General features: G+C 65.0%; 23 protein-coding genes. 17 read left to right on the forward strand and 6 right to left on the reverse strand.

The features are described from left to right. Nucleotides 1-11: 11 nt before the first annotated feature. Both rpsF and ACFB49_RS05095 read right to left on the reverse strand, forming a co-directional pair. Nucleotides 12-437 (reverse strand): 30S ribosomal protein S6, encoded by a 426-nt coding sequence (gene rpsF / locus ACFB49_RS05090; RefSeq protein ID WP_380876784.1) that lies wholly within the window; start codon nt 435-437, stop codon nt 12-14. A gap of 186 nt (nt 438-623) precedes the next feature. Then, nucleotides 624-977 (reverse strand): hypothetical protein, encoded by a 354-nt coding sequence (locus ACFB49_RS05095; protein ID WP_380876787.1) that lies wholly within the window; start codon nt 975-977, stop codon nt 624-626. Nucleotides 978-1,161: 184 nt separating this feature from the next. Between ACFB49_RS05095 and fabD the strand changes: the two genes are divergently transcribed. The 6 genes from fabD (at nt 1,162) to ACFB49_RS05125 (ending at nt 6,032) form a co-directional block, all read left to right on the forward strand. Continuing rightward, nucleotides 1,162-2,097 (forward strand): ACP S-malonyltransferase, encoded by a 936-nt coding sequence (fabD, locus tag ACFB49_RS05100; protein WP_380876790.1) that lies wholly within the window; start codon nt 1,162-1,164, stop codon nt 2,095-2,097. A gap of 16 nt (nt 2,098-2,113) precedes the next feature. Continuing rightward, complete coding sequence (fabG, locus tag ACFB49_RS05105) at nt 2,114-2,854, forward strand: 3-oxoacyl-[acyl-carrier-protein] reductase (RefSeq protein ID WP_380876793.1); 741 nt, start codon at nt 2,114-2,116, stop codon at nt 2,852-2,854. Nucleotides 2,855-2,932: 78 nt separating this feature from the next. Next, a complete protein-coding gene (locus tag ACFB49_RS05110) occupies nt 2,933-3,169 on the forward strand; it encodes an acyl carrier protein (protein ID WP_010125011.1) in 237 nt (78 codons plus the stop codon). 139 nt (nt 3,170-3,308) lie between these two features. Further along, nucleotides 3,309-4,568 carry a beta-ketoacyl-ACP synthase II gene (gene fabF / locus ACFB49_RS05115; protein WP_380876797.1) on the forward strand — a complete coding sequence of 420 codons (1,260 nt, stop codon included), beginning with the start codon at nt 3,309-3,311 and terminating at the stop codon, nt 4,566-4,568. A 25-nt stretch (nt 4,569-4,593) separates the two neighbouring features. Further along, nucleotides 4,594-5,592 (forward strand): endolytic transglycosylase MltG, encoded by a 999-nt coding sequence (mltG, locus tag ACFB49_RS05120; RefSeq protein ID WP_380876799.1) that lies wholly within the window; start codon nt 4,594-4,596, stop codon nt 5,590-5,592. A 77-nt stretch (nt 5,593-5,669) separates the two neighbouring features. Then, a complete protein-coding gene (locus ACFB49_RS05125) occupies nt 5,670-6,032 on the forward strand; it encodes a DUF1622 domain-containing protein (RefSeq protein ID WP_380876802.1) in 363 nt (120 codons plus the stop codon). Nucleotides 6,033-6,040: 8 nt separating this feature from the next. Here ACFB49_RS05125 and ACFB49_RS05130 read toward each other — a convergent pair whose 3' ends face one another. The 4 genes from ACFB49_RS05130 to wrbA all read right to left on the reverse strand — a co-directional run bounded on the left by ACFB49_RS05130 (nt 6,041) and on the right by wrbA (nt 8,856). After that, entirely contained in the window at nt 6,041-6,952 is a 912-nt protein-coding gene (locus ACFB49_RS05130; protein ID WP_380876805.1) for a pirin family protein, read from the reverse strand. A gap of 112 nt (nt 6,953-7,064) precedes the next feature. After that, nucleotides 7,065-7,712: a PEPxxWA-CTERM sorting domain-containing protein gene (locus ACFB49_RS05135; protein ID WP_380876808.1), complete on the reverse strand. Its 648-nt coding sequence runs from the start codon at nt 7,710-7,712 to the stop codon at nt 7,065-7,067. Nucleotides 7,713-7,825: 113 nt separating this feature from the next. Next, nucleotides 7,826-8,179, reverse strand: a complete 354-nt coding sequence (locus ACFB49_RS05140) for a hypothetical protein (protein WP_380876811.1) — start codon at nt 8,177-8,179, stop codon at nt 7,826-7,828. 77 nt (nt 8,180-8,256) lie between these two features. Beyond that, nucleotides 8,257-8,856, reverse strand: coding sequence for an NAD(P)H:quinone oxidoreductase (wrbA, locus tag ACFB49_RS05145; protein ID WP_380876814.1), 600 nt, complete (start codon nt 8,854-8,856; stop codon nt 8,257-8,259). Nucleotides 8,857-8,993: 137 nt separating this feature from the next. Between wrbA and ACFB49_RS05150 the strand changes: the two genes are divergently transcribed. From ACFB49_RS05150 to ACFB49_RS05200, 11 genes are all read left to right on the forward strand, one after another. Further along, entirely contained in the window at nt 8,994-9,938 is a 945-nt protein-coding gene (locus ACFB49_RS05150; protein ID WP_380876816.1) for a LysR family transcriptional regulator, read from the forward strand. 96 nt (nt 9,939-10,034) lie between these two features. Beyond that, nucleotides 10,035-11,498, forward strand: a complete 1,464-nt coding sequence (locus tag ACFB49_RS05155; protein WP_380876819.1) for an efflux transporter outer membrane subunit — start codon at nt 10,035-10,037, stop codon at nt 11,496-11,498. Next, nucleotides 11,498-13,198, forward strand: coding sequence for an efflux RND transporter periplasmic adaptor subunit (locus tag ACFB49_RS05160; RefSeq protein ID WP_380876822.1), 1,701 nt, complete (start codon nt 11,498-11,500; stop codon nt 13,196-13,198). The genes ACFB49_RS05155 and ACFB49_RS05160 overlap by 1 nt, the downstream gene beginning before the upstream one ends. Continuing rightward, nucleotides 13,188-13,889, forward strand: a complete 702-nt coding sequence (locus ACFB49_RS05165; protein WP_380876825.1) for an ABC transporter ATP-binding protein — start codon at nt 13,188-13,190, stop codon at nt 13,887-13,889. Before ACFB49_RS05160 ends, ACFB49_RS05165 begins: the two co-directional genes overlap by 11 nt. Before the next feature lie 68 nt (nt 13,890-13,957). Further along, a complete protein-coding gene (locus tag ACFB49_RS05170) occupies nt 13,958-15,166 on the forward strand; it encodes an ABC transporter permease (protein WP_380879840.1) in 1,209 nt (402 codons plus the stop codon). Beyond that, the gene (locus tag ACFB49_RS05175; protein WP_380876827.1) at nt 15,163-15,804 is read left to right on the forward strand and encodes a hypothetical protein; all 642 of its coding nucleotides are present in this window, start codon (nt 15,163-15,165) and stop codon (nt 15,802-15,804) included. Before ACFB49_RS05170 ends, ACFB49_RS05175 begins: the two co-directional genes overlap by 4 nt. Beyond that, nucleotides 15,801-16,502, forward strand: a complete 702-nt coding sequence (locus ACFB49_RS05180) for a response regulator (protein ID WP_380876829.1) — start codon at nt 15,801-15,803, stop codon at nt 16,500-16,502. Before ACFB49_RS05175 ends, ACFB49_RS05180 begins: the two co-directional genes overlap by 4 nt. Continuing rightward, nucleotides 16,499-17,842 (forward strand): ATP-binding protein, encoded by a 1,344-nt coding sequence (locus ACFB49_RS05185; protein WP_380876831.1) that lies wholly within the window; start codon nt 16,499-16,501, stop codon nt 17,840-17,842. Before ACFB49_RS05180 ends, ACFB49_RS05185 begins: the two co-directional genes overlap by 4 nt. Nucleotides 17,843-18,017: 175 nt before the next feature. After that, on the forward strand, nt 18,018-19,289 hold the full coding sequence (locus ACFB49_RS05190; protein WP_380876832.1) for a 3-methyl-2-oxobutanoate dehydrogenase (2-methylpropanoyl-transferring) subunit alpha: 1,272 nt from the start codon (nt 18,018-18,020) through the stop codon (nt 19,287-19,289). Between the two features lie 23 nt (nt 19,290-19,312). After that, nucleotides 19,313-20,317 (forward strand): alpha-ketoacid dehydrogenase subunit beta, encoded by a 1,005-nt coding sequence (locus ACFB49_RS05195; RefSeq protein WP_380879842.1) that lies wholly within the window; start codon nt 19,313-19,315, stop codon nt 20,315-20,317. Nucleotides 20,318-20,322: 5 nt separating this feature from the next. Then, on the forward strand, nt 20,323-21,618 hold the full coding sequence (locus ACFB49_RS05200; protein WP_380876835.1) for a dihydrolipoamide acetyltransferase family protein: 1,296 nt from the start codon (nt 20,323-20,325) through the stop codon (nt 21,616-21,618). Nucleotides 21,619-21,700 lie beyond the last annotated feature (82 nt).

Below are 21,700 nucleotides of genomic sequence, written 5' to 3' on the forward strand. Positions count from 1 at the left end.
TCTATTCTCCCTTAGGCCGCGTCACGATCGTCGCGGTCGCGACGGGGACGGTCTTCGCGGTCGCCGCGCGGACGATCACCACGGTCGCCACGGCGGCCGTCGCGCTCCGAACGCTCGTTGCGGCGCATCATCGCCGACGGGCCGGCTTCATGGCCATCGACCTTGATGGTCATGTAGCGGATGACGTCTTCGTTGATCGCGGTCTGGCGCTCCAGCTCGGCGACGACGGGCGCAGGCGCGTCGAATTCGAGCATGACATAGTGCGCCTTGCGATTCTTCGCGATGCGATAAGCGAGACCACGCAGGCCCCAGGTCTCGGTCTTCACGACCTTGCCCTGGCCTTCTTCGATGATCTTGGTGGCGGTTTCCGCCAACGCGTCGACCTGCGCCTGAGCGAGGTCCTGACGCGCGAGAAACACATGCTCGTACAGAGGCATGTCGCGTGTCCTTCAGTTTCTGCCGATCGCTGACGACCGCGCCCATCGCGACCGCCCCTCCGGCTTTCTTGAAAACAACAAGGGCGGAAGGACAAGCCTCCGCCCGCATCGTTGGCGCGCCTATGACGCAGATCGGCCGGAAACGCAAGTCAGCGGGGGCGGAGCCGGTATATCCGGGTGCCGAGGTCAGGCTGGCAGATGCGGGAGCAAGCGGGGCTGGTCGCGATCGCCGTCGTCCGAGCCGCGGCGGTTGAGTTCCGCGAGCGGGACCGCGGTGCGGGCCGCCAGCACATATTCGCCGAGATCCTCCAGCAGCCGCCGGGCGGCGCGGAGATGCTGGCGGGCGCGGGCCGTCTTGCTCAACACGGGCAGGTTATCGAGTTCCGGCAATTCGCTGCCCGATGCGTGGAGCGCGCAGCGGCCGACATGATCGAAGGCTTCGAGCAGCTCCGCACCGTCTGCGCCGGGTTCGGCGGCAAGATCGCTCTCGCGGAGCCGGTTTTCCGTTCTGGACCACAGGAACAGGCGGTAGCTGGCCATCAGACTCTCCCACTGCGCCCCCGCCAGGAGGCTTCTAACAGATGTGGATGGCAAATGCATGGCACTGATAATGAAGGGCATGGCGATGCGACGAACCATGCAGATATGTCGTCCGGCCTTGCATGGGAGCGGCGCAGTTTCTAACGCGGCGGCATCGAGAATATAGCAGAACAGGGGGCACGCTATGCGCGCATTCATCTTTCCGGGGCAGGGCAGCCAGGCTGTCGGGATGGGCCAGGCGCTCGCCGAAGCCAGCGCGGTGGCGCGCGAGGTGTTCCAGGAGATCGACGAGGCGCTGGGCCAGCACCTCTTCCGCCTGATGGCCGAAGGGCCCGAAGGCGATCTGCTGCTTACCGAAAATGCCCAGCCGGCGATCATGGCCAATGCCATCGCGACGCTGCGCGTGCTGGAGCGGGAAGGTGGCATACGGCTGGCCGACAAGGCCGATTTCGTCGCCGGCCACTCGCTTGGCGAATATACGGCGCTTTGTGCGGCCGAGGCGCTGGACCTTGCGACCACCGCGAAGCTGCTCAAGCTGCGCGGCCAGGCCATGCAGGCGGCGGTGCCGGTGGGTGAGGGCGCGATGGCGGCCTTGCTCGGCGCCGATGTCGAAAAGGCACGCGCACTGGCGGATGTGGCGGCCGAGGGCGAAGTCTGCACCGTCGCCAATGACAATGATCCCAGCCAGGTCGTGATTTCCGGCCACAAGGGCGCGATCGATCGCGCGGTGGCGCTGGTGAAGGAGCATGGCATCAAGCGCGGCGTGTTGCTGCCGGTGTCCGCGCCCTTCCACTGTCCGCTGATGCAGCCCGCCGCCGATGCGATGGCTGAGGCGCTCGCCGCGGCCGATCTGCGTGCGCCGCTGGTGCCCGTCTATGCCAATGTCACCGCCGCGCCGGTCGCCGACCCCGACACGATTCGCAAGCTGCTGGTGGAGCAGGTGACCGGCACCGTGCGCTGGCGCGAGAGCGTCGCGGCGATGTTCGACGCCGGCGTGCATGATTTCGTGGAATTTGGCGGCAAGGTCGTCGGCCCCATGGTCAAGCGCATCGCACCGGACGCCACTGCGACGAGCGTGATATCGATGGACGATATCGAAGCGCTGCTGAAGTCGATCTGAGAACGGAGAAAAGAACATGTTCGACCTGACAGGCATGACTGCGCTGGTGACCGGCGCTTCGGGTGGGATCGGCTCGTCGATTGCCAAGGCGCTTGCGGCGCAAGGCGCCCGGCTCGCGGTTTCCGGGTCCAATGTCGAGAAGCTGGAGGCGTTTCGCGCGGAGCTGGGCGGCGATCATGTCGCACTGCCCTGCAATCTTTCGGACGCGGCAGCTGTCGACGGGCTGGTGCCCAGCGCAGTCGAGGCACTGGGCGGCAAGCTCGACATCCTCGTCAACAATGCCGGCGTGACGCGCGACAATCTCGCCATGCGGATGAAGGATGAGGAATGGGATCAGGTGATCCGCGTCAATCTGGAAGCCGCGTTCCGACTGATCCGCGCCGCGGCCAAGCCGATGATGAAGGCGCGCTTCGGCCGTGTTATCTCCATCACGTCGGTCGTGGGACAGACCGGCAATCCGGGCCAGGCGAACTATGCTGCGTCGAAGGCGGGGTTGGTCGGCATGTCCAAGGCGCTGGCGCAGGAACTTGCCAGCCGCAACATCACGGTAAATTGCGTTGCGCCCGGTTTCATCGCTTCCGCCATGACCGAAGTGCTGCCCGATGCGCAGAAAGAAGCCCTGCTCGGCAAGATCCCGGCGGGCAAGCTGGGCGAAGGTGGCGATGTCGCCGCGGCTGTGGTTTACCTTGCCAGCAAGGAGGCCGGATACGTCACCGGACAGACTTTGCACGTCAATGGTGGCATGGCGATGATCTGAATGTGAACAAAGCAAGCTTGCAAGCTTGCAGCCGCCCGGTTAGGCAGCGGCAAACAGACCCTAAGGAAGGTTGGGAATATGAGCGAGACCGCCGAGCGCGTGAAGAAGATCGTCGTCGAGCATCTCGGCGTCGAAGCCGACAAGGTGAACGAAGAAGCGAGCTTCATCGACGATCTGGGCGCCGACAGCCTCGACATCGTTGAGCTGGTGATGGCGTTCGAAGAAGAGTTCGGTGTCGAGATCCCCGACGATGCGGCCGAGAAGATCGCCACCGTCAAGGACGCGATCAGCTACATCGACGCGAACAAGGGCTGAGGCCCGGCTGGGCTGAGCCAGCGGAACCGGCCGGATCGATCCGGCTAGGCCGAGACAAGCAGCGGCTCCCCGACCCCGGGTATTGACACAAGGGGGCGCGGAGCCGCTTCGTTTTTCTGACGTTTTTGTGGAGGATGCCATGCGGCGCGTGGTGGTGACCGGACTGGGGCTCGTGACGCCGCTGGGCGCGGATGTCGAAACGGCATGGGCGAATATCATCGCGTCCAAATCGGGCGCGGGGCAGATCACCCGTTTCGACGCCAGCGAATTTCCCTGCACGATCGCGTGCGAGGTGAAGCCCGCCGACCATGCCTATGGCTTCGATCCGGGCAAGCGGGTGGACCATAAGGTCCAGCGCCAGGTCGATCCCTTCATCGTCTACGGCATCGACGCCGCCGGCCAGGCGCTCGAAGATGCCGGCCTTACCGACATGAGCGAGGAAGAACGCTTCCGCGCAGGCTGCTCGATCGGCTCGGGAATCGGTGGCCTGCCGGGCATCGAGAGCGAATCGATCGTGCTCTATGAAAAAGGGCCGCGCCGCGTTTCGCCGCACTTCGTCCATGGCCGCCTGATCAACCTGATCTCGGGCCAGGTCAGCATCAAATATGGCCTGATGGGCCCGAACCACGCGGTCGTCACCGCTTGCTCGACGGGCGCGCATTCGATCGGCGATGCCGCGCGCATGATCGCGATGGACGATGCCGATGTCATGCTGGCCGGCGGATCGGAAAGCACGGTCTGCCCGATCGGTATCGCCGGTTTCGCGCAGGCGCGGGCACTATCGACCAACTTCAACGCCACGCCGGAAAAGGCTTCGCGCCCCTATGACAAGGATCGCGACGGCTTCGTCATGGGCGAGGGCGCCGGCGTGGTCGTGCTCGAGGAATATGAGCGGGCCAAGAAGCGCGGTGCCAAGATCTATGCCGAAGTGATCGGCTACGGCCTGTCGGGCGATGCCTATCATGTGACGGCGCCGCATCCCGAGGGCTCGGGCGCGTTCCGTTCGATGGAAATGGCGATGCGGAAGTCTGGCCTGGCGCTGTCGGACATCGACTATATCAACGCCCACGGCACCTCGACCCCGCTCGGCGACGAGCTGGAACTGGGTGCGGTTCGCCGCCTGTTTGGCAATTCGATCAACGGTCTGTCGATGTCGTCGACCAAGTCCGCGATCGGCCACCTGCTGGGCGGCGCCGGCGCGGTCGAATCGATCTTCTGCATCCTCGCGCTGCGCGACCAGATCGTGCCGCCGACGCTCAACCTCGATAATCCGAGCGAGAGCTGCGAGGGCGTCGACCTGGTGCCGCATGTCGCCAAGAAGCGGTCGGTGAAGGCGGTGCTGAACAATTCGTTCGGCTTCGGCGGCACCAATGCGTCGCTGGTGATGCGCGCCGTCTGACCCAAGATCGCCGGAGGAAAAGGGCATGGCCCGCAAGCGCAAGCGTTCCTCCGGCGGCGGTCGGATCGGCTGCCTTTTCCTGATCGTTCTCGCCGTCGCGATCGGGACGGCGGGCTATTTCTGGTATGACTGGGGCATTCGTGGCCCGGCCGAAAAGCCGGTCGCGGTGACGATCGCCGAAGGATCGAGCCTTACCGCCGCCGCAAAGGCGCTGGAGGAAAAGGGCGCGATCCGTTCCGCCTCTACATTCCTGCGCTTCGCCAAGCTGTTCGGATCCGACGCGCCGATCAAGACCGGCGAGTTCGAAGTGCCGGCCCATGCCACGGGCGCGCAGATCCTGGAGATGCTCCAGGAGGGCAAGGTCAAGCAGCGCTTCGTGACGGTCCCCGAAGGCATGCCGTCGATCCTCGTGCGCGAACGGCTGATGAAGGAAGACCTTCTGACGGGCGAGGTTGCCGTCCCGGCCGAGGGATCGGTGCTGCCCGACAGCTATGCCTTCCAGCGCGGCGAGACGCGCGCGGCGGTGCTGAAGCGGATGCAGGCGGCGATGGACGAGGCGCTGGCGGAGGCGTGGAAGGCGCGCAAGCCGACCACGGTCGTCAAGAGCCCGCGCGAGGCGATCATCCTTGCCTCGATCGTCGAAAAGGAAACCGCGGTTGCATCCGAACGGCGGACGGTGGCGGCGGTCTATTCGAACCGCCTCAGGATCGGCATGCGGTTGCAGGCAGACCCGACGACGATCTATCCGATCACCAAGGGCAAGCCGCTCGGCCGCCGCATCCGCCAGTCGGAACTGCGCGCTGTTAACGGCTACAACACCTATGCGATTGCTGGCCTGCCTGCGGGGCCGATCGCCAATCCCGGCCGCGCGTCGATTGAGGCAGTGCTCGATCCGGCGCAGAGCAAGGCGCTCTATTTCGTGGCCGACGGTAAGGGCGGCCACGTGTTCGCCGACACGCTCGAACAGCACAATTCCAATGTGCAGAAGTGGTACAAGATCCGCCGCGAACGCGGTGAGATGTAGTTCGCCTCAGCAATTGTCCTGATTGGCAGGCGTTAAAGCCGCCTCCACCTTTCCTCCCCTGGGCAAGAGGATGGGATGTGGCGGAAATCGCACATGCGCTGGCGGAATATATCGCGCTCGGGGTCAATATCCTCGCGATTGGCGCCATCGCCATCGGATCGGTCCAGGGCGCGATCGGCCTTTGCCGGCTCCTGCTGTTCAAGGCGCACGAAGACGAGTTGCGCCCCGTATGGCTTGCCTTCGGGCGGTGGCTGGTCGCTGGCCTGACCTTCCAGCTTGCCGCCGACATCGTCGAGACGACGCTGGCGCCAAGCTGGGACGATATCGGCAAGCTGGCGGCGATCGCCGCGATTCGAACCGCGCTCAACTTCTTTCTCGACCGCGACATGGAGACTCTGCGCGAGCGGGGAAAGGTGCGCGCGGAAGAGGCCAAGGATTGAGTGGCTGATTATGGATAGCGCACGCGCGCTTCCGGTTCCGGCGGCAGGGGGATGAACTCGGTCTCGCCCGGCACGTCGGCGAAGCGCCGTTCGCGCCAGTCGGCCTTGGCCTGCTCGATCCGGTCGGGATCGGACGAGACGAAGTTCCAGTAGATGTAGCGCTTTTCCGGGAAGGGCTCGCCGCCGACGATCATCAGTCGGGTGGGGCCATGGGCGGTGACGACGATCTCGGCATCGGGGCGGAAGATTACGAGTTGATGTTCCTCGAAGCGGCCGTCCTGCCCGGCAACAGAGATGCTGCCTGAAACGATATAGACCGCGCGTTCGATATGCTCAGTGGGGAAGGAATAGCGTGCCCCGTCCTGCATCTGCAGATCGCCATAGACCATGTCGGTCAGCGCCGGCACGGGCGATCGGATACCTTCGGTGGCACCGGCAATCAGGCGCATCGTCAGGCCGTCCCCGTCGATTTGCGGAATGGTGTCGGCGGGATGGTGCGAGAAGGCTGGGCTGGTTTCCTCCAGCGCCTTCGGCAGCGCCACCCACGTTTGGATGCCGTAGAGCGAGCCCCCCGACGTGCGTACCTCATCACCCGTGCGTTCGGAATGGACGATGCCGCTACCCGCGGTCATCCAGTTCACCGCGCCGGGGCGGATATGCTGGACCGAGTCGAGACTGTCGCGATGAAGAATCTCGCCGTCGAACAGATAGGTGACGGTCGACAGGCCGATATGCGGATGGGGCCGCACGTCCAGGCCGTCACCGGCGTTGAAAGTCGCCGGCCCCATCTGATCGAAGAAGACCATCGATCCCACGATCCTTTTTTTGGCGGACGGCAGCGCACGGCGGACCTGGAAGCCGTCGCCGAGGTCGCGGACCGGCGGCAGGATGACATGTTCGATATCGGGCAGGTCGGTCATGCTTTGCTCCATTGCGACGCGCTTGCTTATCCTAGCGCAATTGAACCGGCTTCTGCCCAATGAAAAGGGCGGCGGATTCGCACCCGCCGCCCCCTTGTCGATGGTGTGCGGCTTATGCGTGGAGCGGCTGCACCTTGGCGCGGCGGCGCATGGCGCCACCCACCAGGCCGAAGCCGCTGATCATCATCGCCCAGGTGGCGGGCTCGGGCACCGCCGCGGCGGTCGCCGGCAGCAGCGTGATATTGTCGAACTGGCCCGCCGTGCTCTGGTTGCGGAAGGTGAATTTCAGGATGTCGCCCAAGCCGTCGAAGGTCGCCAGATGGGCGGTGATCGGGGTCGGGTTGCTGTGCAGGAAAGTGAAATATTTGGTCACGACCGTCTGGTCGGCGTCGGCCAGCGTGAAGAAGAACTGATAGGTCGACGAATAGGTGCTGCCGGCGGTGCTGAGCTTGCCGAACTCCAGCGATCCGAACTGGAAGGCGGCGCCGTCTTCGCGCTGCATGGTGAAGGTGGTGGCGGCTCCGCTCGCCTTCTGCACCGAAACACCGTCGCTATCGATGCTGCTGCCCGGAGCGACTGCGTTGAGGCACTTGCCGGTGGTGCTGTTGCAGAAATTGCCCGAGAGAACGAAGCCGTCCTCATGATAGGCGCCGCCTGCATAGGTGCCGAAATTGTCGAAATCGATCACGGTTGACGCATAAGCCGGTGCCGCAACCGCCGTCGCCGCCAGCGTGGCAGCCATCATCAAAGCCCTCTTCATCTTGTTGCTCCTCGTTTGAACCGAATAAACGAGGGTTAATAATGGCTTAATGCTACGGTTGGCCGTCAGCTCGGCGAAAGCGCAATGACTCTGAAACTACAGCTTTGTTGCAGTCAAGCATTTGATAAATCTATGTTAATTCTGCCGTCGAGCGCGGCAATGGCTGTCACCTGGTTGCGGCTATAACCCATGGCCACCAGTTCCCGGCCGATCGCTTCGGTGTCGGGCGAATTCCAGTGGAGGCGGCAGACGAAGCGGCGCAGCGTTTCGAGCCGAGGATCGGCCAGCGGGCGGATCGCTTCGCGGCCAGTGAGGAAGGTCCAGAGTCGCGAGAGGCGCGAGGGCGGGGCAACGCCGCCGCAACCACACGCCTCGGCTTCGCGCAGGCCGATGGCGAGTGCCTGCCATTCTAGCCTGTCGAGCGCGAGGCTGCCCGAACCCGCTGCCATCCGTGTCATCGCGTTCATGGCATGCTCCATCGAAGGAAAGGGGGCGGGCCTGCGCATGGGGGGAGGGGAGTGGCGCAGGCCCGCGATCCGGCTTCTCAGCCGAACAGCTTGTTGGCGACTTCCGCGACATGACGGCCCTGGAAGCGGGCGCCGTCGAGCTCGTTCTCGCTCGGTTGGCGCGAACCGTCACCACCGGCGATCGTGGTGGCGCCATAGGGCGCGCCGCCGGTCACTTCGTCGATCTTCATCTGGCCCTGGAAGCTGTAGGGCAGGCCGACGACCACCAGGCCGAAGTGAAGCAGGTTGGTGATGATCGAGAAAAGCGTGGTTTCCTGGCCGCCATGCTGGCTGCCGGTCGACGTGAAGGCCGCACCGACCTTGCCGTTGAGCTTGCCGGATGCCCACAGACCGCCTGCCTGATCGAGGAAGGCTGCCATCTGGGAGGACATGCGGCCGAAGCGGGTGGGGGAGCCGATGATGATCGCATCATATTCGGCAAGATCCTCGACCGTCGCGATCGGGGCGTCCTGATCATATTTGAAATGGTTGGCGCGGGCGCGCTCTTCGGCGACCGTTTCCGGCACGCGCTTGACGTCGACATGGGCGCCGGTTTCGCGCGCGCCGGCGGCAATCGCGTTCGCCATCACTTCCATGTGGCCGTAGGTGGAATAATAGAGAACCAGTACCTTAGCCATAAAAGCCTCCCTGGGATCACATTTGGTGTGGGTCGCGGGGTGCGGCCCTGTCCCGACCGAACATAGAGCTTTTCATCATTGCGAAAATCGCGATGATCGAAACGCATCGTTTCAGAATTTTGAATTGAGGATTCGTCATGGCCTATCTGCCCGACTTCGAGGCCTGGGCGATCTTCGCCAAGGTGGCCGATCTCGGCTCCTTCTCCGCGGCGGCGACCGACCTCAATCTATCCAAGGCAACCGTGTCCAAGGCGGTGCAGCGGCTGGAGTTGCGGCTGGGTACGCAATTGTTCCACCGCACGTCGCGGCGACTGTCGCTGAGCGAAAGCGGCCGGGGTGCGCTGGGACGCGCGGCGCGCATCCTGGCCGAGGGCGAGGCGATAGAGGAGGAGATTTCGGAGCGGTCCGCGGCACCCCGCGGGCTGATCAAGCTAGCCGCGCCGATGTCGTTCGGAATCAAGCATCTCGGATCGATTCTTCCCGAATTTCTGGAGAAATATCCTGAGGTTTCGATCGATGTACGGCTGAGCGACGAGCATATCGATCTGGTGGCGCAGGGGATCGACGTTTCCCTCAGGATCGGCGTGCTCGCCGATTCCTCACTGCGGGCGCGGCGTTTGTGCGCTGTCCGCCTGCCGCTGGTCGCGTCACCGGCCTATATCAAGCGGTACGGAATGCCGCAGCACCCCCGCGACCTCGAACAGCATCACGGCATCCTCTATTCGCACCTCGCCAATCCGAGCCTGTGGCAGTTCAGCCATCCGCTCGAAGGCGACGTGACGGTGCGGGTGAATGGCCGCGTGATGGTGAATAACGGCGACGTGATCATGCCGACGCTCCTGGCAGGTATCGGCATGGCCCAGCAGCCCGAATTTCTGATCTGGAACGAACTGAGATCGGGCAAGCTGGTGGAGTTGCTGCCGGGCTGGTCGGGGCGGCTGGCCGCGCTGCATGTGGTGACGCCACCGGGATCGTTGCGGCCCGCGCGTGTCACCGCGCTGATCGATTTCCTTGCCAAGCGTTTCCTTCGCGCACCCTGGGCGCATGGGCTGGCGGACGAAGCAACCGAGGAACATGAGTAACGGACGCAATCGGAAGGCGGCTCGGCCCGCCATCGGCAGACATTGGGTTTCAATGCTGAAACATGCCCGCAAAGAAGGGCGATCAGTGGGAAGATCATGACCATGCGATCCTATTGCCGGCCGATGGGGGCCGTGACGGTGCTGGCGCTGTTGTCCGCCTGCACCGTCGGCCCCGATTATCGTCCCCCGTCGACCGCCACGCTCAAGGTGCCCGAACGCTTCGTCGCCGATCGGCCGGGCGCGGAGGTGGATCTGGCGCGCTGGTGGACGAGCTTCGACGATCCGGTACTGACCCAGCTTGTCGAGCGTTCGCTGGCCGCCAATCTCGACATCGATGCGGCGGGCGCCCGGCTGCGGCAGGCGCGCGCGTCGCTGCGCCAGTCGCAGGGTTCGGCGCTGCCGCAGGTGAGCGCCAGCGGATCGGTTTCGCAGAGCATCGGCAATGAAGGATCGGTCTTCATCGATCCGACGACCGGCCAGGCCGTTTCGCGCGGCGGCGACACCAAGATTTACCGCGCCAGCTTCGACGCATCCTGGGAAGCCGATATTTTCGGCGGCATCCGCCGCTCGATCGAGGCCGATCGCGCCAATATGGAAAGCAGCGAAGCGAACCTGCACTTCACGCAGGTGAGCGTCGCGGCGGAAGTGGGACTCAACTATCTGACGGCGCGGCTCGCGCAGCAGCAGCTCGACATCGCGCGCCAGAACCTCGCTTCTCAGGACGAGACGCTGCAGATCGTCGGATGGCGGGTGCAGGCGGGGCTGGTGAGTTCGCTCGATCTGGAGCAGGCCAAGCAGCTTCGCGCCAATACGGCCGCGACGATCCCGAATATCGAGACCAACTATGCGAGTGCGGTCAACCGCATCGCGGTGCTGCTGGGCGAGGCGCCCGGCGCAGTGAATGAACTGATGCAGGCCAAGCAGCCTGTGCCGCTGCCGCCGCAGGCTGTCGGCGCGGCCATTCCGGCCGAGATCGTCCAGCGTCGCCCCGATATTGCCGCGGCCGAGCGCACGCTGGCCGCGGAAACGGCGCGGATCGGCGTGGCGACGGCGCAACTCTATCCCGCGCTACGGCTGAGCGGATCGTTCAGCGGATCGGATACGTCCCTGTCGGCGCTGCCCGATGCGATGGTCGGCAATCTGGTCGCCGGCATCACCGCGCCGATCTTCAACGGCGGGCAGATCCGCGCCCAGATCGAGGGGCAGCGCGCATCGACCGATGCGGCTTTCGCCACCTATCGCCAGACCGTGCTGACCGCGCTCGAGGAAGTGGAGAATGCGCTGACGACGCTCACCTCCGCCGAGCGGCGCGAGCGTGAGGTGATCGCTGCGGCCGAAGCGTCGCAGAACGCCGTCACGCTTGCCCAAAGCCAGTATCGCGCCGGGCTGATCGACTTCCAGGCATTGCTCGAATCCCAACGCAGCCTGCTCGTCACGCAGGACAATCGTGCGCAGGCGCGCGCCAATCGGGCGACTGCGACCGTGCAACTCTACAAGGCGCTGGGTGGTGGCTGGGAAGCCGCGCCGATGCCCGCAACCGCCCTTTCGATGAGGCCATGATGGACCAGCCGACCACCGCCGCTCCCAATGACATCGACGAGTTCCTCGGCATCGAGCCGCCGTCGCAGCGGGCGAAATATCTGAAATGGGGCGCCATCGGCGTCGCGGCGCTGATCGTCCTGTGGATCGTCTGGCGGCTGTTCACCAGCGGCGGCACCGCCGTGAACTATGCGACGGAGACGGTGCGGCGGGGCAACCTGACCGTCACGGTATCCGCTACCGGCAACCTGCAACCCACCAATCAGGTCGACGTGGGCTCGGAATTGTCAGGCACCGTCACCGAGGTCTTCGTCGACAATAATGATCGCGTGACCAAGGGCCAGGTGCTCGCGCGCCTCGATACCTCGCGGCTTCAGGATTCCGTCAACCAGAGCAAGGCATCGCTGGCGTCGGCGCAGGCGAGCGTGATGCAGGCGCAGGCGACCGCGCAGGAAAGTCGTGCTAATCTCACCCGCTTCCAGGAAGTCTATCGCCTGTCGGGCGGCAAGGTGCCGTCGGCCACCGAGCTCGACACTGCACGGGCGGCCAATGCTCGCGCGATCGCGGGCGTCCGCACCGCTGAGGCGCAGGTCGCACAGGCGCGCGCGCAACTTTCGTCCGATCAGACGCAATATTCCAAGGCCTTGATCGTTTCACCGGTCAACGGCGTGGTGCTGTCGCGCCAGATCGAGCCGGGCCAGACGGTCGCCGCCTCGCTCAACGCGCCGGTGCTGTTCCAGATCGCTGAGGATCTCCGCCAGATGCGGCTGGAGGTTAAGGTGGACGAGGCCGATGTCGGCCAAGTGAAGCAGGGTCAGAGTGCCCGCTTCCAGGTCGATGCCTTCCCCGGGCGCACCTTCCCGGCGACGATCGAACGCGTCGATCTGGGCGCGAATGGCGCGACCTCGTCTTCGTCGTCGTCGAGTTCGTCCAGCACGTCGAGCGCCAGCAGCGTCGTCGCTTATGTTGCGCGGCTGACCGTATCCAACGACCAGGAACTGCTGCGTCCCGGCATGACCGCGACGGCCGATATCGTGACGACCGAGAAGCAGGGCGTATTGCTCGTCCCCAACGCCGCGCTCCGCTTCTCCCCCGATCGCGCATCGGGCGGCAGCGGCCAGCGCGGTGGACTGAGCAGCGTCTTCGCGCCGTCGCCGCCCCGGCGTGGCAACCGCGCCAATCGCGAGGTTTCGATCGGCCGTGGCAGCCAGCAGACCGTCTATATCGTCGGCGAGGACGGCAAGCCGAAGCCGATCCGCGTGACGGTGGGCGACACCAATGGCAGCGAGACCGAGGTAACGGGCGCCGACGTCAAGCAGGGTATGGAGGTCATCACCGGCCAGCTCGCCGCCGGCCAGACCAACGAGAAGCGCGGGGAGCGGGGCAATCGTGGCGAAGGGCGCGACCGCGGCGGCGATCGCAGCGGCAATGAGGCGCAGCCGACCAATGCGGCAGCCCCGGCGGCTGCGACCGCAGTTCCCGCCGGCACCGGCAATGTTCCGCGGGCGGCCCCTGCCGCACCTGCGGCACAGGTTGCGCCCGCCAATGCCGCCGACGGCGATCGTGCCGCACGCCGCGCTGAACGCGAAGCATCGATGACGGCCGAGGAGCGGGCGGAGCGCCGCGCGCAGTGGGAATCCATGTCCCCTGAAGAACGCGAACAGCGCCGGGCCGAACGGCGGGCGGCCCGCGAAGCGGCAGGCGGCGCAAATGGCGAGTGAACCGCTGATCCAGCTCCGCAACGTCACCAAGACGTTCGGCAACGGCCCGACTGCGTTCCAAGCGCTGAAGGGCGTCGACATGGAGGTCAATGCCGGCGATTTCGTCGCAGTGATGGGGGCATCGGGATCTGGCAAGTCGACGACGATGAACATCCTCGGCTGCCTGGATGTGCCGACGAGCGGCGAGTTTCTGTTCCGCGGCCATCATGTCGAGCAGCTTGGTCGCGACCAGCGCGCACTGTTGCGGCGACGCTATCTCGGCTTCGTGTTCCAGGGCTTCAACCTGCTCGCGCGGACGACGGCGCTCGAAAATGTCGAGCTGCCTTTGCTCTATCGCGGTGAGGACAAGAAGGAGCGGCACGCGCTGGGCATGGCCGCGCTCGACAAGGTCGGCCTCGCGGACTGGTGGGATCATACCCCGGCCGAGCTTTCAGGCGGGCAGCAGCAGCGCGTGGCGATCGCCCGCGCCATCGTCACGCATCCGGATGTGCTGCTGGCCGATGAGCCGACCGGCAATCTCGACAGCGAACGCTCGATCGAGATCATGGAATTGTTGAGCGATCTCAACCGATCGAGCGGGATCACGGTGCTGATGGTGACGCACGAGCCTGACATGGCGGCCTTTGCCCGCACCATCGTCCACTTCAAGGACGGCCTGGTCGAGCGGATCGACGAAAGGGCGGTGGCGTGAACCTGCACACATCTGACATCACAGGCGCTGCGACCGAACTTCGCCAGCGGTCCCGTGGGCCGCTGCGGCTGCTCGGCACCTCGATCACGCTGGCGGTGCGCGAGATCCGCCGCCATCTGCTGCGATCCTTCCTCACTATCCTCGGCATTGTCATCGGCGTCATGTCGGTGGTGACGATGGTGACGCTGGGCAATGGTGCGTCGGCGGCGGTGCAGGAAAGCATCTCCAGCCTCGGCGCCAACATCCTCCAGATCCGTCCCGGCCAGGGCTTCGGCCGTGGCGGCGGTGGGCCGCAACCGCCCGATTTCAAGGAACAGGATGTCGAGGCGATCCGCACCCAGATCGCGGGCGTCCGCGCCATTGCGCCGCAGGCCCAGTCCTCCGGCGTCGCCATCCGCAATGCGGCCAACTGGTCGACCACGGTGAACGGCACGACCAGCGACTATTTCACCGCCCAGCAATGGAATTTGAACGAGGGCCGCATTTTCACGCCGGCCGAGGAGCAGGCGGGCAAGGCTGTCTGCATCCTCGGCAATACGGTGGTGCAGAACCTGTTCCGTGGCGAGGATGCGATCGGCCAGCGCTTCCGCATCAAGGATGTGTCGTGCGAGGTGATCGGCACGCTGACGACGCGCGGGCAGGGCGGTTTCGGCAACGACCAGGACGATGTCGTGATCATGCCGATCAAGACGGTGCAGCGCCGCTTCACCGGCAACCGCGACGTCCGCAACATCATGGTTTCGGTCGACGATGCCTATGATTCGGCAGCAGTGCAGAGTTCGATTTCGCAGCTTTTGCGCGAACGCCGCAACATCACCGGCGCCAAGCAGGACGATTTCAACATCTTCGATACGGCGCAGATTTCCGAAAGTCTGCAAAGCACCAGTTCGATCATGACCGGGCTGCTTGGATCAGTTGCCGCGGTAAGCCTGCTCGTCGGTGGGATCGGCATCATGAACATCATGCTGGTGTCCGTTACGGAGCGCACACGCGAGATCGGCATCCGCCTTGCTATCGGTGCGGTCGGGCGAGAGGTGCTGATGCAGTTCCTGGTGGAAGCCGTCGCGCTGGCCTGCCTGGGCGGGGTGATCGGTCTGTTGCTGGCATTGGCGGCGACGCTCGTGCTTGCGCCCGTACTGCAGGTGCCCTTCCTCTTCGATCCGCAGATCAACCTGCTGGCCTTCGCCTTTTCGGCGGCGATCGGCGTGATTTTCGGCTATTTCCCGGCGCGACGGGCGGCATCGCTCAATCCGATCGACGCGTTGAGGCATGAATGACGAAAAAGCGGACGGCAGGCGTGGCGGCAGCGGCCGCATTGATGGTGATCGTCATGCCGGCGGTTGCGAAGCCTAAGCTGCCGCCTTGTCCGCCCAAGGGACCGCAACTCTTCATCTCGCCCATGGGGGAGCCGTTTCGCGCCGGGCCGGATGATCCCTATCCGGTCGATCGCTGGTTCGCCCAGGCGGACAAGGATCATGACGGGCGGCTGACGCAGGCGGAGGTGGTGGCCGATGCCGACCGCTTCTTCGCGGTGCTGGACGAGGACAAGGATGGCGAGATCATCCCCGGCGAGGTGATCCGCTATGAACGCGATATCGCGCCGGAAATCCGTCTTTACGAGCGTAAGACGATGGACCGGAAGGCGATCAAGAAGCTGAAGGATGCGCCGGCCTATGGCGAGCCGATCGGTGCGGGCCGCTGGTCCTTCACCAATATTCCGCAACCCGTGGTTGCCGCCGATACGGACTTCAATCGCGGAGTGACCCTCGCTGAGTTTCGGGCGGCCGCCAGCGAGCGTTTCACGGAAATCGCCAAGGGCGGAACGCCGACGCTGGCAGATTTGCCGATGACGCCGAGGCAGGCCGCGGCCGTCAATTGTATGGTCGTGCCGCCGCCGGAGGAGCAACCAAGATGACCGAAACGGCGCCCCGCATCATCGTCGTCGACGACGATGCCGAGCTTCGCACGCTCGTCGCGGACTTCCTGAGCGCGAACGGCATGGATGTCGCCAGTGCCGCCAACGGGCAGGATATGGACGCGCTGATGGCCGAGCGGCGCTTCGATCTCGTCGTGCTGGATCTGATGATGCCGGGCGAGGACGGACTTTCGATCCTGCGGCGTCTCCGCAAACCCGGCGGCCCCGGCGTCATCATGCTTTCGGCCATGGGTGAGGATACCGACCGGATCATCGGGCTGGAGGTCGGCGCGGACGATTATCTGCCCAAGCCCTGCAATCCGCGCGAGTTGCTGGCCCGTGTCCGCGCGGTGCTGCGCCGCCGGGCCGAGCAATCGGGCGCCGCGACGGGGCCGGTGCGCCGCTTCGGCGACTGGACACTCGATCTGGTCGAACGCAGCGTCGGCCGGCGTGGCCATTCATCCGCGCCGCTGACAGACGCGGAGTTCCGCACCCTCAACGCCTTTCTCGATCGGCCACAGCGGGTGCTGAGCCGCGACCAGCTTATCGAACATGGCAAGGGCATCGACAGCGACGTGTTCGATCGCGCGATCGACGTCACCATCAGCCGGTTGCGCAAGAAATTGGGGCCGGACGACCCGATCCGCACCATCCGCAACGAAGGCTATATGTTCACGCTCAAGGTCAGCGACGAATGAAGCTCGGCGTGCCGCGGGGACTGCCGATCTTCTGGCAGACATTGCTGCTGGTCCTCGCCAGCCTTGCTGCGTCGCAGCTTGTGACGATCGCGATGTTCGCGGTGATGGACCCGCCACGGCCGGACTTCAACCGCCTGGGCGACGTTGCCGATGCTCTGGTGGGCGGCCGTGGTGAGCGCGGCCAACGCGAGCGGGCTTTGCTTGTGCGGCAGGCCAGAGAAGCGCCAGCGCCGGGCGAAGGTATGACCAGCGATCCGGCCTTCACCCGTCGGCTGGCAGAGCGCGTCGGCCAGCCGGTAGAACAAGTGCGCCTGTATTTCGAACCCGATCAACGTGCCGCCTTTGGCGACGATCGACGGCGGCATAACCACCGGCTCGTTCCGCTGCGACGCGGTGAACCGATCTTCTTCAATACCGTGATTGCCGGCATCGAGACGGCGGACGGTTGGCGCGTCGTCAAGACTCCGCCCCGCCCGCTCATCGCGGGCTGGCAGAAACGGATGCTGCTGTGGTTCGCGCTTTCGGCACTTGCACTCGTTCCCCTCGCTTGGTGGTTTGCGCGGCGGTTGACGCGCCCCATCCGCAGCTTCGCCGATGCCGCCGAACGGATGGGACGCGATCCGCTGGCACCCCAGGTCGCCGAAGAGGGGCCCGCCGAGCTGCGCCAGACCGCCCATGCGCTCAACCTGATGCAGGAGCGGATCGCCGCCTATGTCGCCGAACGGACGGCCATGATCGGCGCGATCGCCCATGATCTCAGGACACCGCTGGCCCGCATCGCCTTCCGTATCGAAGGCGCGCCGGATGAAGTTCGCGACAAGGTGCAGGCGGATATCGAACAGATGCGCGCGATGATCGCGGCGACCATCGGCTTCGTTCGCGGATCGACCAGCAGCCACGAGGCGACGGATGTCGATCTGGGCGCGCTGATCGCAGGGCTGGCACGGGAAGAGGTCGATATGGGCCGCCCCGTGACCGTCGGACAGATCGATCCACTCCGCGTCCGCGGCGACAGGCTGGCGCTGGCCCGATTGTTCCAGAACCTGATCGACAATGGCGTGGCCTATGGCGGTCGCGTCGAGCTGTCGGCGGTGCGCGACGGGCGCGATGCCGTGGTCACGATCGCGGACCATGGCCCCGGTCTGCCCGACGATCAGATCGAGCGCCTGTTTCAGCCGTTCGAGCGGGGAGATCCTTCGCGCAACCGCGAAACCGGGGGAATCGGGTTGGGGCTGACGATCGCGCGTTCGATCGTGCAGGAACATGGCGGCACGCTCGCCTTGCGCAACCGCGCGGGCGGCGGGCTTGAGGCTGTCTGCCATATTCCAACGCGCGACTGAGGCGCCATAACGCTTCTTTTTGCGGCCGTCCGGCTCTGGGGACTTGTCAGCGTCCGAGAAATTATATTACACATCCTGATAATATTCGTCCGCGGCGTTGACGGCGCGGCGAAGCAAGGGGACCATGCCGGCGCGCGCTTCCTGGCGCCGAGTCCGGACGAAGGATGGGACGAGGATGAGCAGCGAAAACGGGCGGCCCAATTTGCGGCCCCTGAGCCTGCATGTGCCCGAGCCGAAATACCGGCCGGGTGATGCAGTTGATTTCGGTGATTTCGATATTCCGGCGGCCGGATCGGTCGCGCGGCCGGAGATCGATGCCGACCCGACGGCGATGGCGGGCCATGCCTATACGCTGGTCCGCGTGCTGGACGAGGAGGGCAGGGCCGTCGGCCCGTGGGACCCGAAGCTCGCGCCCGAACGGCTAATCCGGATGCTCCGCCATATGGCGCTGACGCGGGCCTTTGACGACCGCATGTATCGCGCCCAGCGCCAGGGCAAGACCAGCTTCTACATGAAATGCACCGGCGAGGAGGCGACCGCGATCGGCGCGGCTTACGCCCTTGACCGTGATGATATGGTTTTCCCCAGCTATCGCCAGCAGGGCATCCTGATCGCGCGGGATTGGCCGATCATCGACATGATGAACCAGGTCTATTCGAACAAGGGCGATCGGCTGAAGGGCCGGCAGATGCCGATCATGTATTCGGCGAAGGGCGCCAGCTTCTTCTCGATCTCCGGCAATCTCGCCACCCAATATCCGCAGGCGGTGGGCTTTGCGATGGCAAGCGCGGCCAAGGGCGACACCCGCATCGCCGCCGCCTGGTGTGGTGAAGGATCGACGGCCGAGGGCGACTTCCATTCGGCCTGCACCTTCGCCTCCGTCTATCGCGCGCCGGTGTTGCTGAACGTCATCAACAACCAGTGGGCGATCTCGTCCTTTTCGGGCTTTGCCGGGGCCGAAGCGACGACGTTTGCGGCCCGCGCGATCGGCTACGGCATCGCTGGCCTTCGCGTCGACGGTAACGATATCCTCGCGGTCTATGCCGCGACAGAATGGGCGGCGGAGCGGGCGCGTAGCAATTATGGCCCGACCCTGATCGAGCATTTCACCTATCGCGCCGAGGGGCATTCCACCTCCGACGACCCGACCAAATACCGGTCGGCCGAAGAGAATGTGAAATGGCCGCTGGGCGATCCCGTCGCGCGGTTGAAGCAGCACCTGATCGCGATCGGCGCCTGGGACGAGGAGCGCCACGCCGCGATGGACAAGGAAGTCGCCGAGGAAGTTCGGGCCGCGCAGAAGGAGGCCGAGAAGCTCGGCATCCTGCATGACGGCCTCAAGCAGCCTTTCGACAGCATGTTCGAGGATGTGTTCGAGGAAATGCCCTGGCACCTGAAGGAACAGCTCGAGCAGATGACCGCCGAGCGGAAGGCGGCCGGCATATGAGCGACGCCACCGAAACCAAGACCATGAACATGATCCAGGCGATCAATAGCGCGCTGGACGTGATGATGGGTCGCGACCAGGACATCGTCGTGCTGGGCGAGGACGTCGGCTATTTCGGCGGCGTCTTCAAGGCGACCGAAGGGCTGCAGGCCAAGCACGGCAAGACCCGCGTGTTCGATACGCCGATCACCGAATGCGGCATCATCGGCGTCGCTGTCGGCATGTGTACCTATGGCCTCCGCCCGGTGCCGGAGATCCAGTTCGCCGATTACATCTATCCGGCGTTGGACCAAATCGTCTCGGAGGCGGCGCGTCTGCGCTATCGTTCCGCGGGCGAATATACCGCGCCGATCACGGTGCGTTCGCCCTTCGGCGGCGGCATCTTCGGCGGGCAGACGCACTCGCAATCGCCCGAGGGTATCTTCACCCATGTCGCCGGGCTGAAGACGGTGATCCCGTCCAACCCCTATGACGCCAAGGGCCTGCTGATCTCCGCGATCGAGGACAATGATCCAGTCATCTTCTTCGAGCCGAAGCGCATCTATAATGGCCCGTTCGACGGCCATTATGATCGCCCGGTGACGCCCTGGTCCAAGCATCCGACCAGCGCGGTTCCGCAGGGCTATTACAAGGTGCCGCTGGGCAAGGCCGCGATCGTCCGGCCGGGCGAGGACGTGACGGTGCTCGCTTATGGCACGATGGTCCATGTCGCCGCCGCGGTGATCGAGAACCAAGGGATCGACGCCGAGCTGATCGACCTGCGCACGCTGGTTCCGCTCGACATGGAGACGATCGCGGCATCGGTGAAGAAGACCGGCCGCTGCATCATCGTCCATGAGGCGACCAAGACGTCGGGCTTCGGCGCGGAACTTTCCGCGATCGTGCAGGAACATTGCTTCCATCATCTGGAAGCGCCGATCCAGCGCGTCACCGGTTGGGACACTCCATATCCCCATTCGCTCGAATGGGCTTATTTTCCGGGGCCGGTGCGGCTCGGCGAAGCGCTCAAGCGCGTCATGCAGGATTGAGGATGATGGGACGCTTCACGTTCAAGCTGCCGGACATCGGCGAAGGCATTGCCGAGGCGGAGATCGTCGCCTGGCATGTGGCGGTGGGCGATGTGGTCGAGGAGGACCAGCCGCTTGCCGACATGATGACCGACAAGGCAACTGTCGAGATGACCGCGCCTGTCGCCGGCAAGGTTCTGGAGATCGCCGGTGCCGTTGGCGACATGATCCCGATCGGATCGGCGCTGGCCGTCTTTGCGACGGAAGGCGACGATGCGGCTGAGGAGCCGGTGGTCGAAGTCGCGCCCAATGAGGCGGCGCAGGTGGTGAAGCCGGAGCCCGTGCCCCTCCCTGACAGGGAGGGGCTGGGGGTGGGTTCCGTCGCTGCAAGCGACGGTCCCGCGGCGACCGAAGAAAGTTCGCTACGCTCACAACCCACCCCCGACCCCTCCCTTTCAGGGAGGGGAGAAGGTCGCGTCCTCGCATCCCCCGCCGTCCGCGAACGCGCCAGGGCTCTCGGCGTCGACCTCGCGCAGGTGAAGCCCGCGCAGGGCGATCGCGTGCGCCATGCCGATCTCGATGCCTTCCTCAGCTACAACCAGTCCTATCGCCCGGCCGCGGGCAAGCGTGCGGACGAGGCGATCAAGGTCATCGGTATGCGCCGTCGCATCGCCGAGAATATGGCCGCGTCCAAGCGCCACATCCCGCACTTCACCTATGTCGAGGAGTTCGACGTCACCAAGCTGGAGGATCTGCGTGGCGACCTGAACGCGACGCGCGGGGACCGGCCGAAGCTCACCATGCTGCCGCTGCTGATCGTCGCGATCTGCAAGGCGCTGCCCGAATTTCCGATGATCAACGCGCGCTATGATGACGAAGCGGGCGTGGTGACGCGCTACGGCTCCGTCCATCTCGGCATCGCGACGCAAACCGATGCGGGGCTGATGGTGCCGGTGATTCGCGATGCCGAAAGCCGCAACATTTGGCAGCTTGCGACTGAAATCCGCCGGCTGGCGGAGGCCGCCCGCACCGGCAAGGCGAAATCGGAGGAGCTTTCGGGCTCGACGCTGACGCTCACCTCACTCGGGCCGTTGGGCGGTATCGCGACGACGCCGGTCATCAACCGGCCCGAAGTGGCTATCCTCGGCCCCAACAAGGTGGTCGAACGCCCGGTGATCCGCGATGGCGAGATCGCGGTCGCCAAGCTGATGAACTTCTCCATCTCCTGCGATCATCGCGTCGTCGATGGCTGGGACGCAGCGAGCTTCGTCCAGGCGATCAAGCGGCTGGTGGAAACGCCGGCGCTGATGTTCGTCGACTGACCAAGTCCACTCCGTCACCCTGAACTTGTTTCAGGGTCCACCCTACCGCTTGCGAAGTCCTCGTTTGTGACGCGGTGGATGC

The sequence above is a fragment of the Sphingomonas sp. DBB INV C78 genome, from assembly GCF_042693015.1.
Lineage (GTDB): Bacteria > Pseudomonadota > Alphaproteobacteria > Sphingomonadales > Sphingomonadaceae > Sphingomonas_E.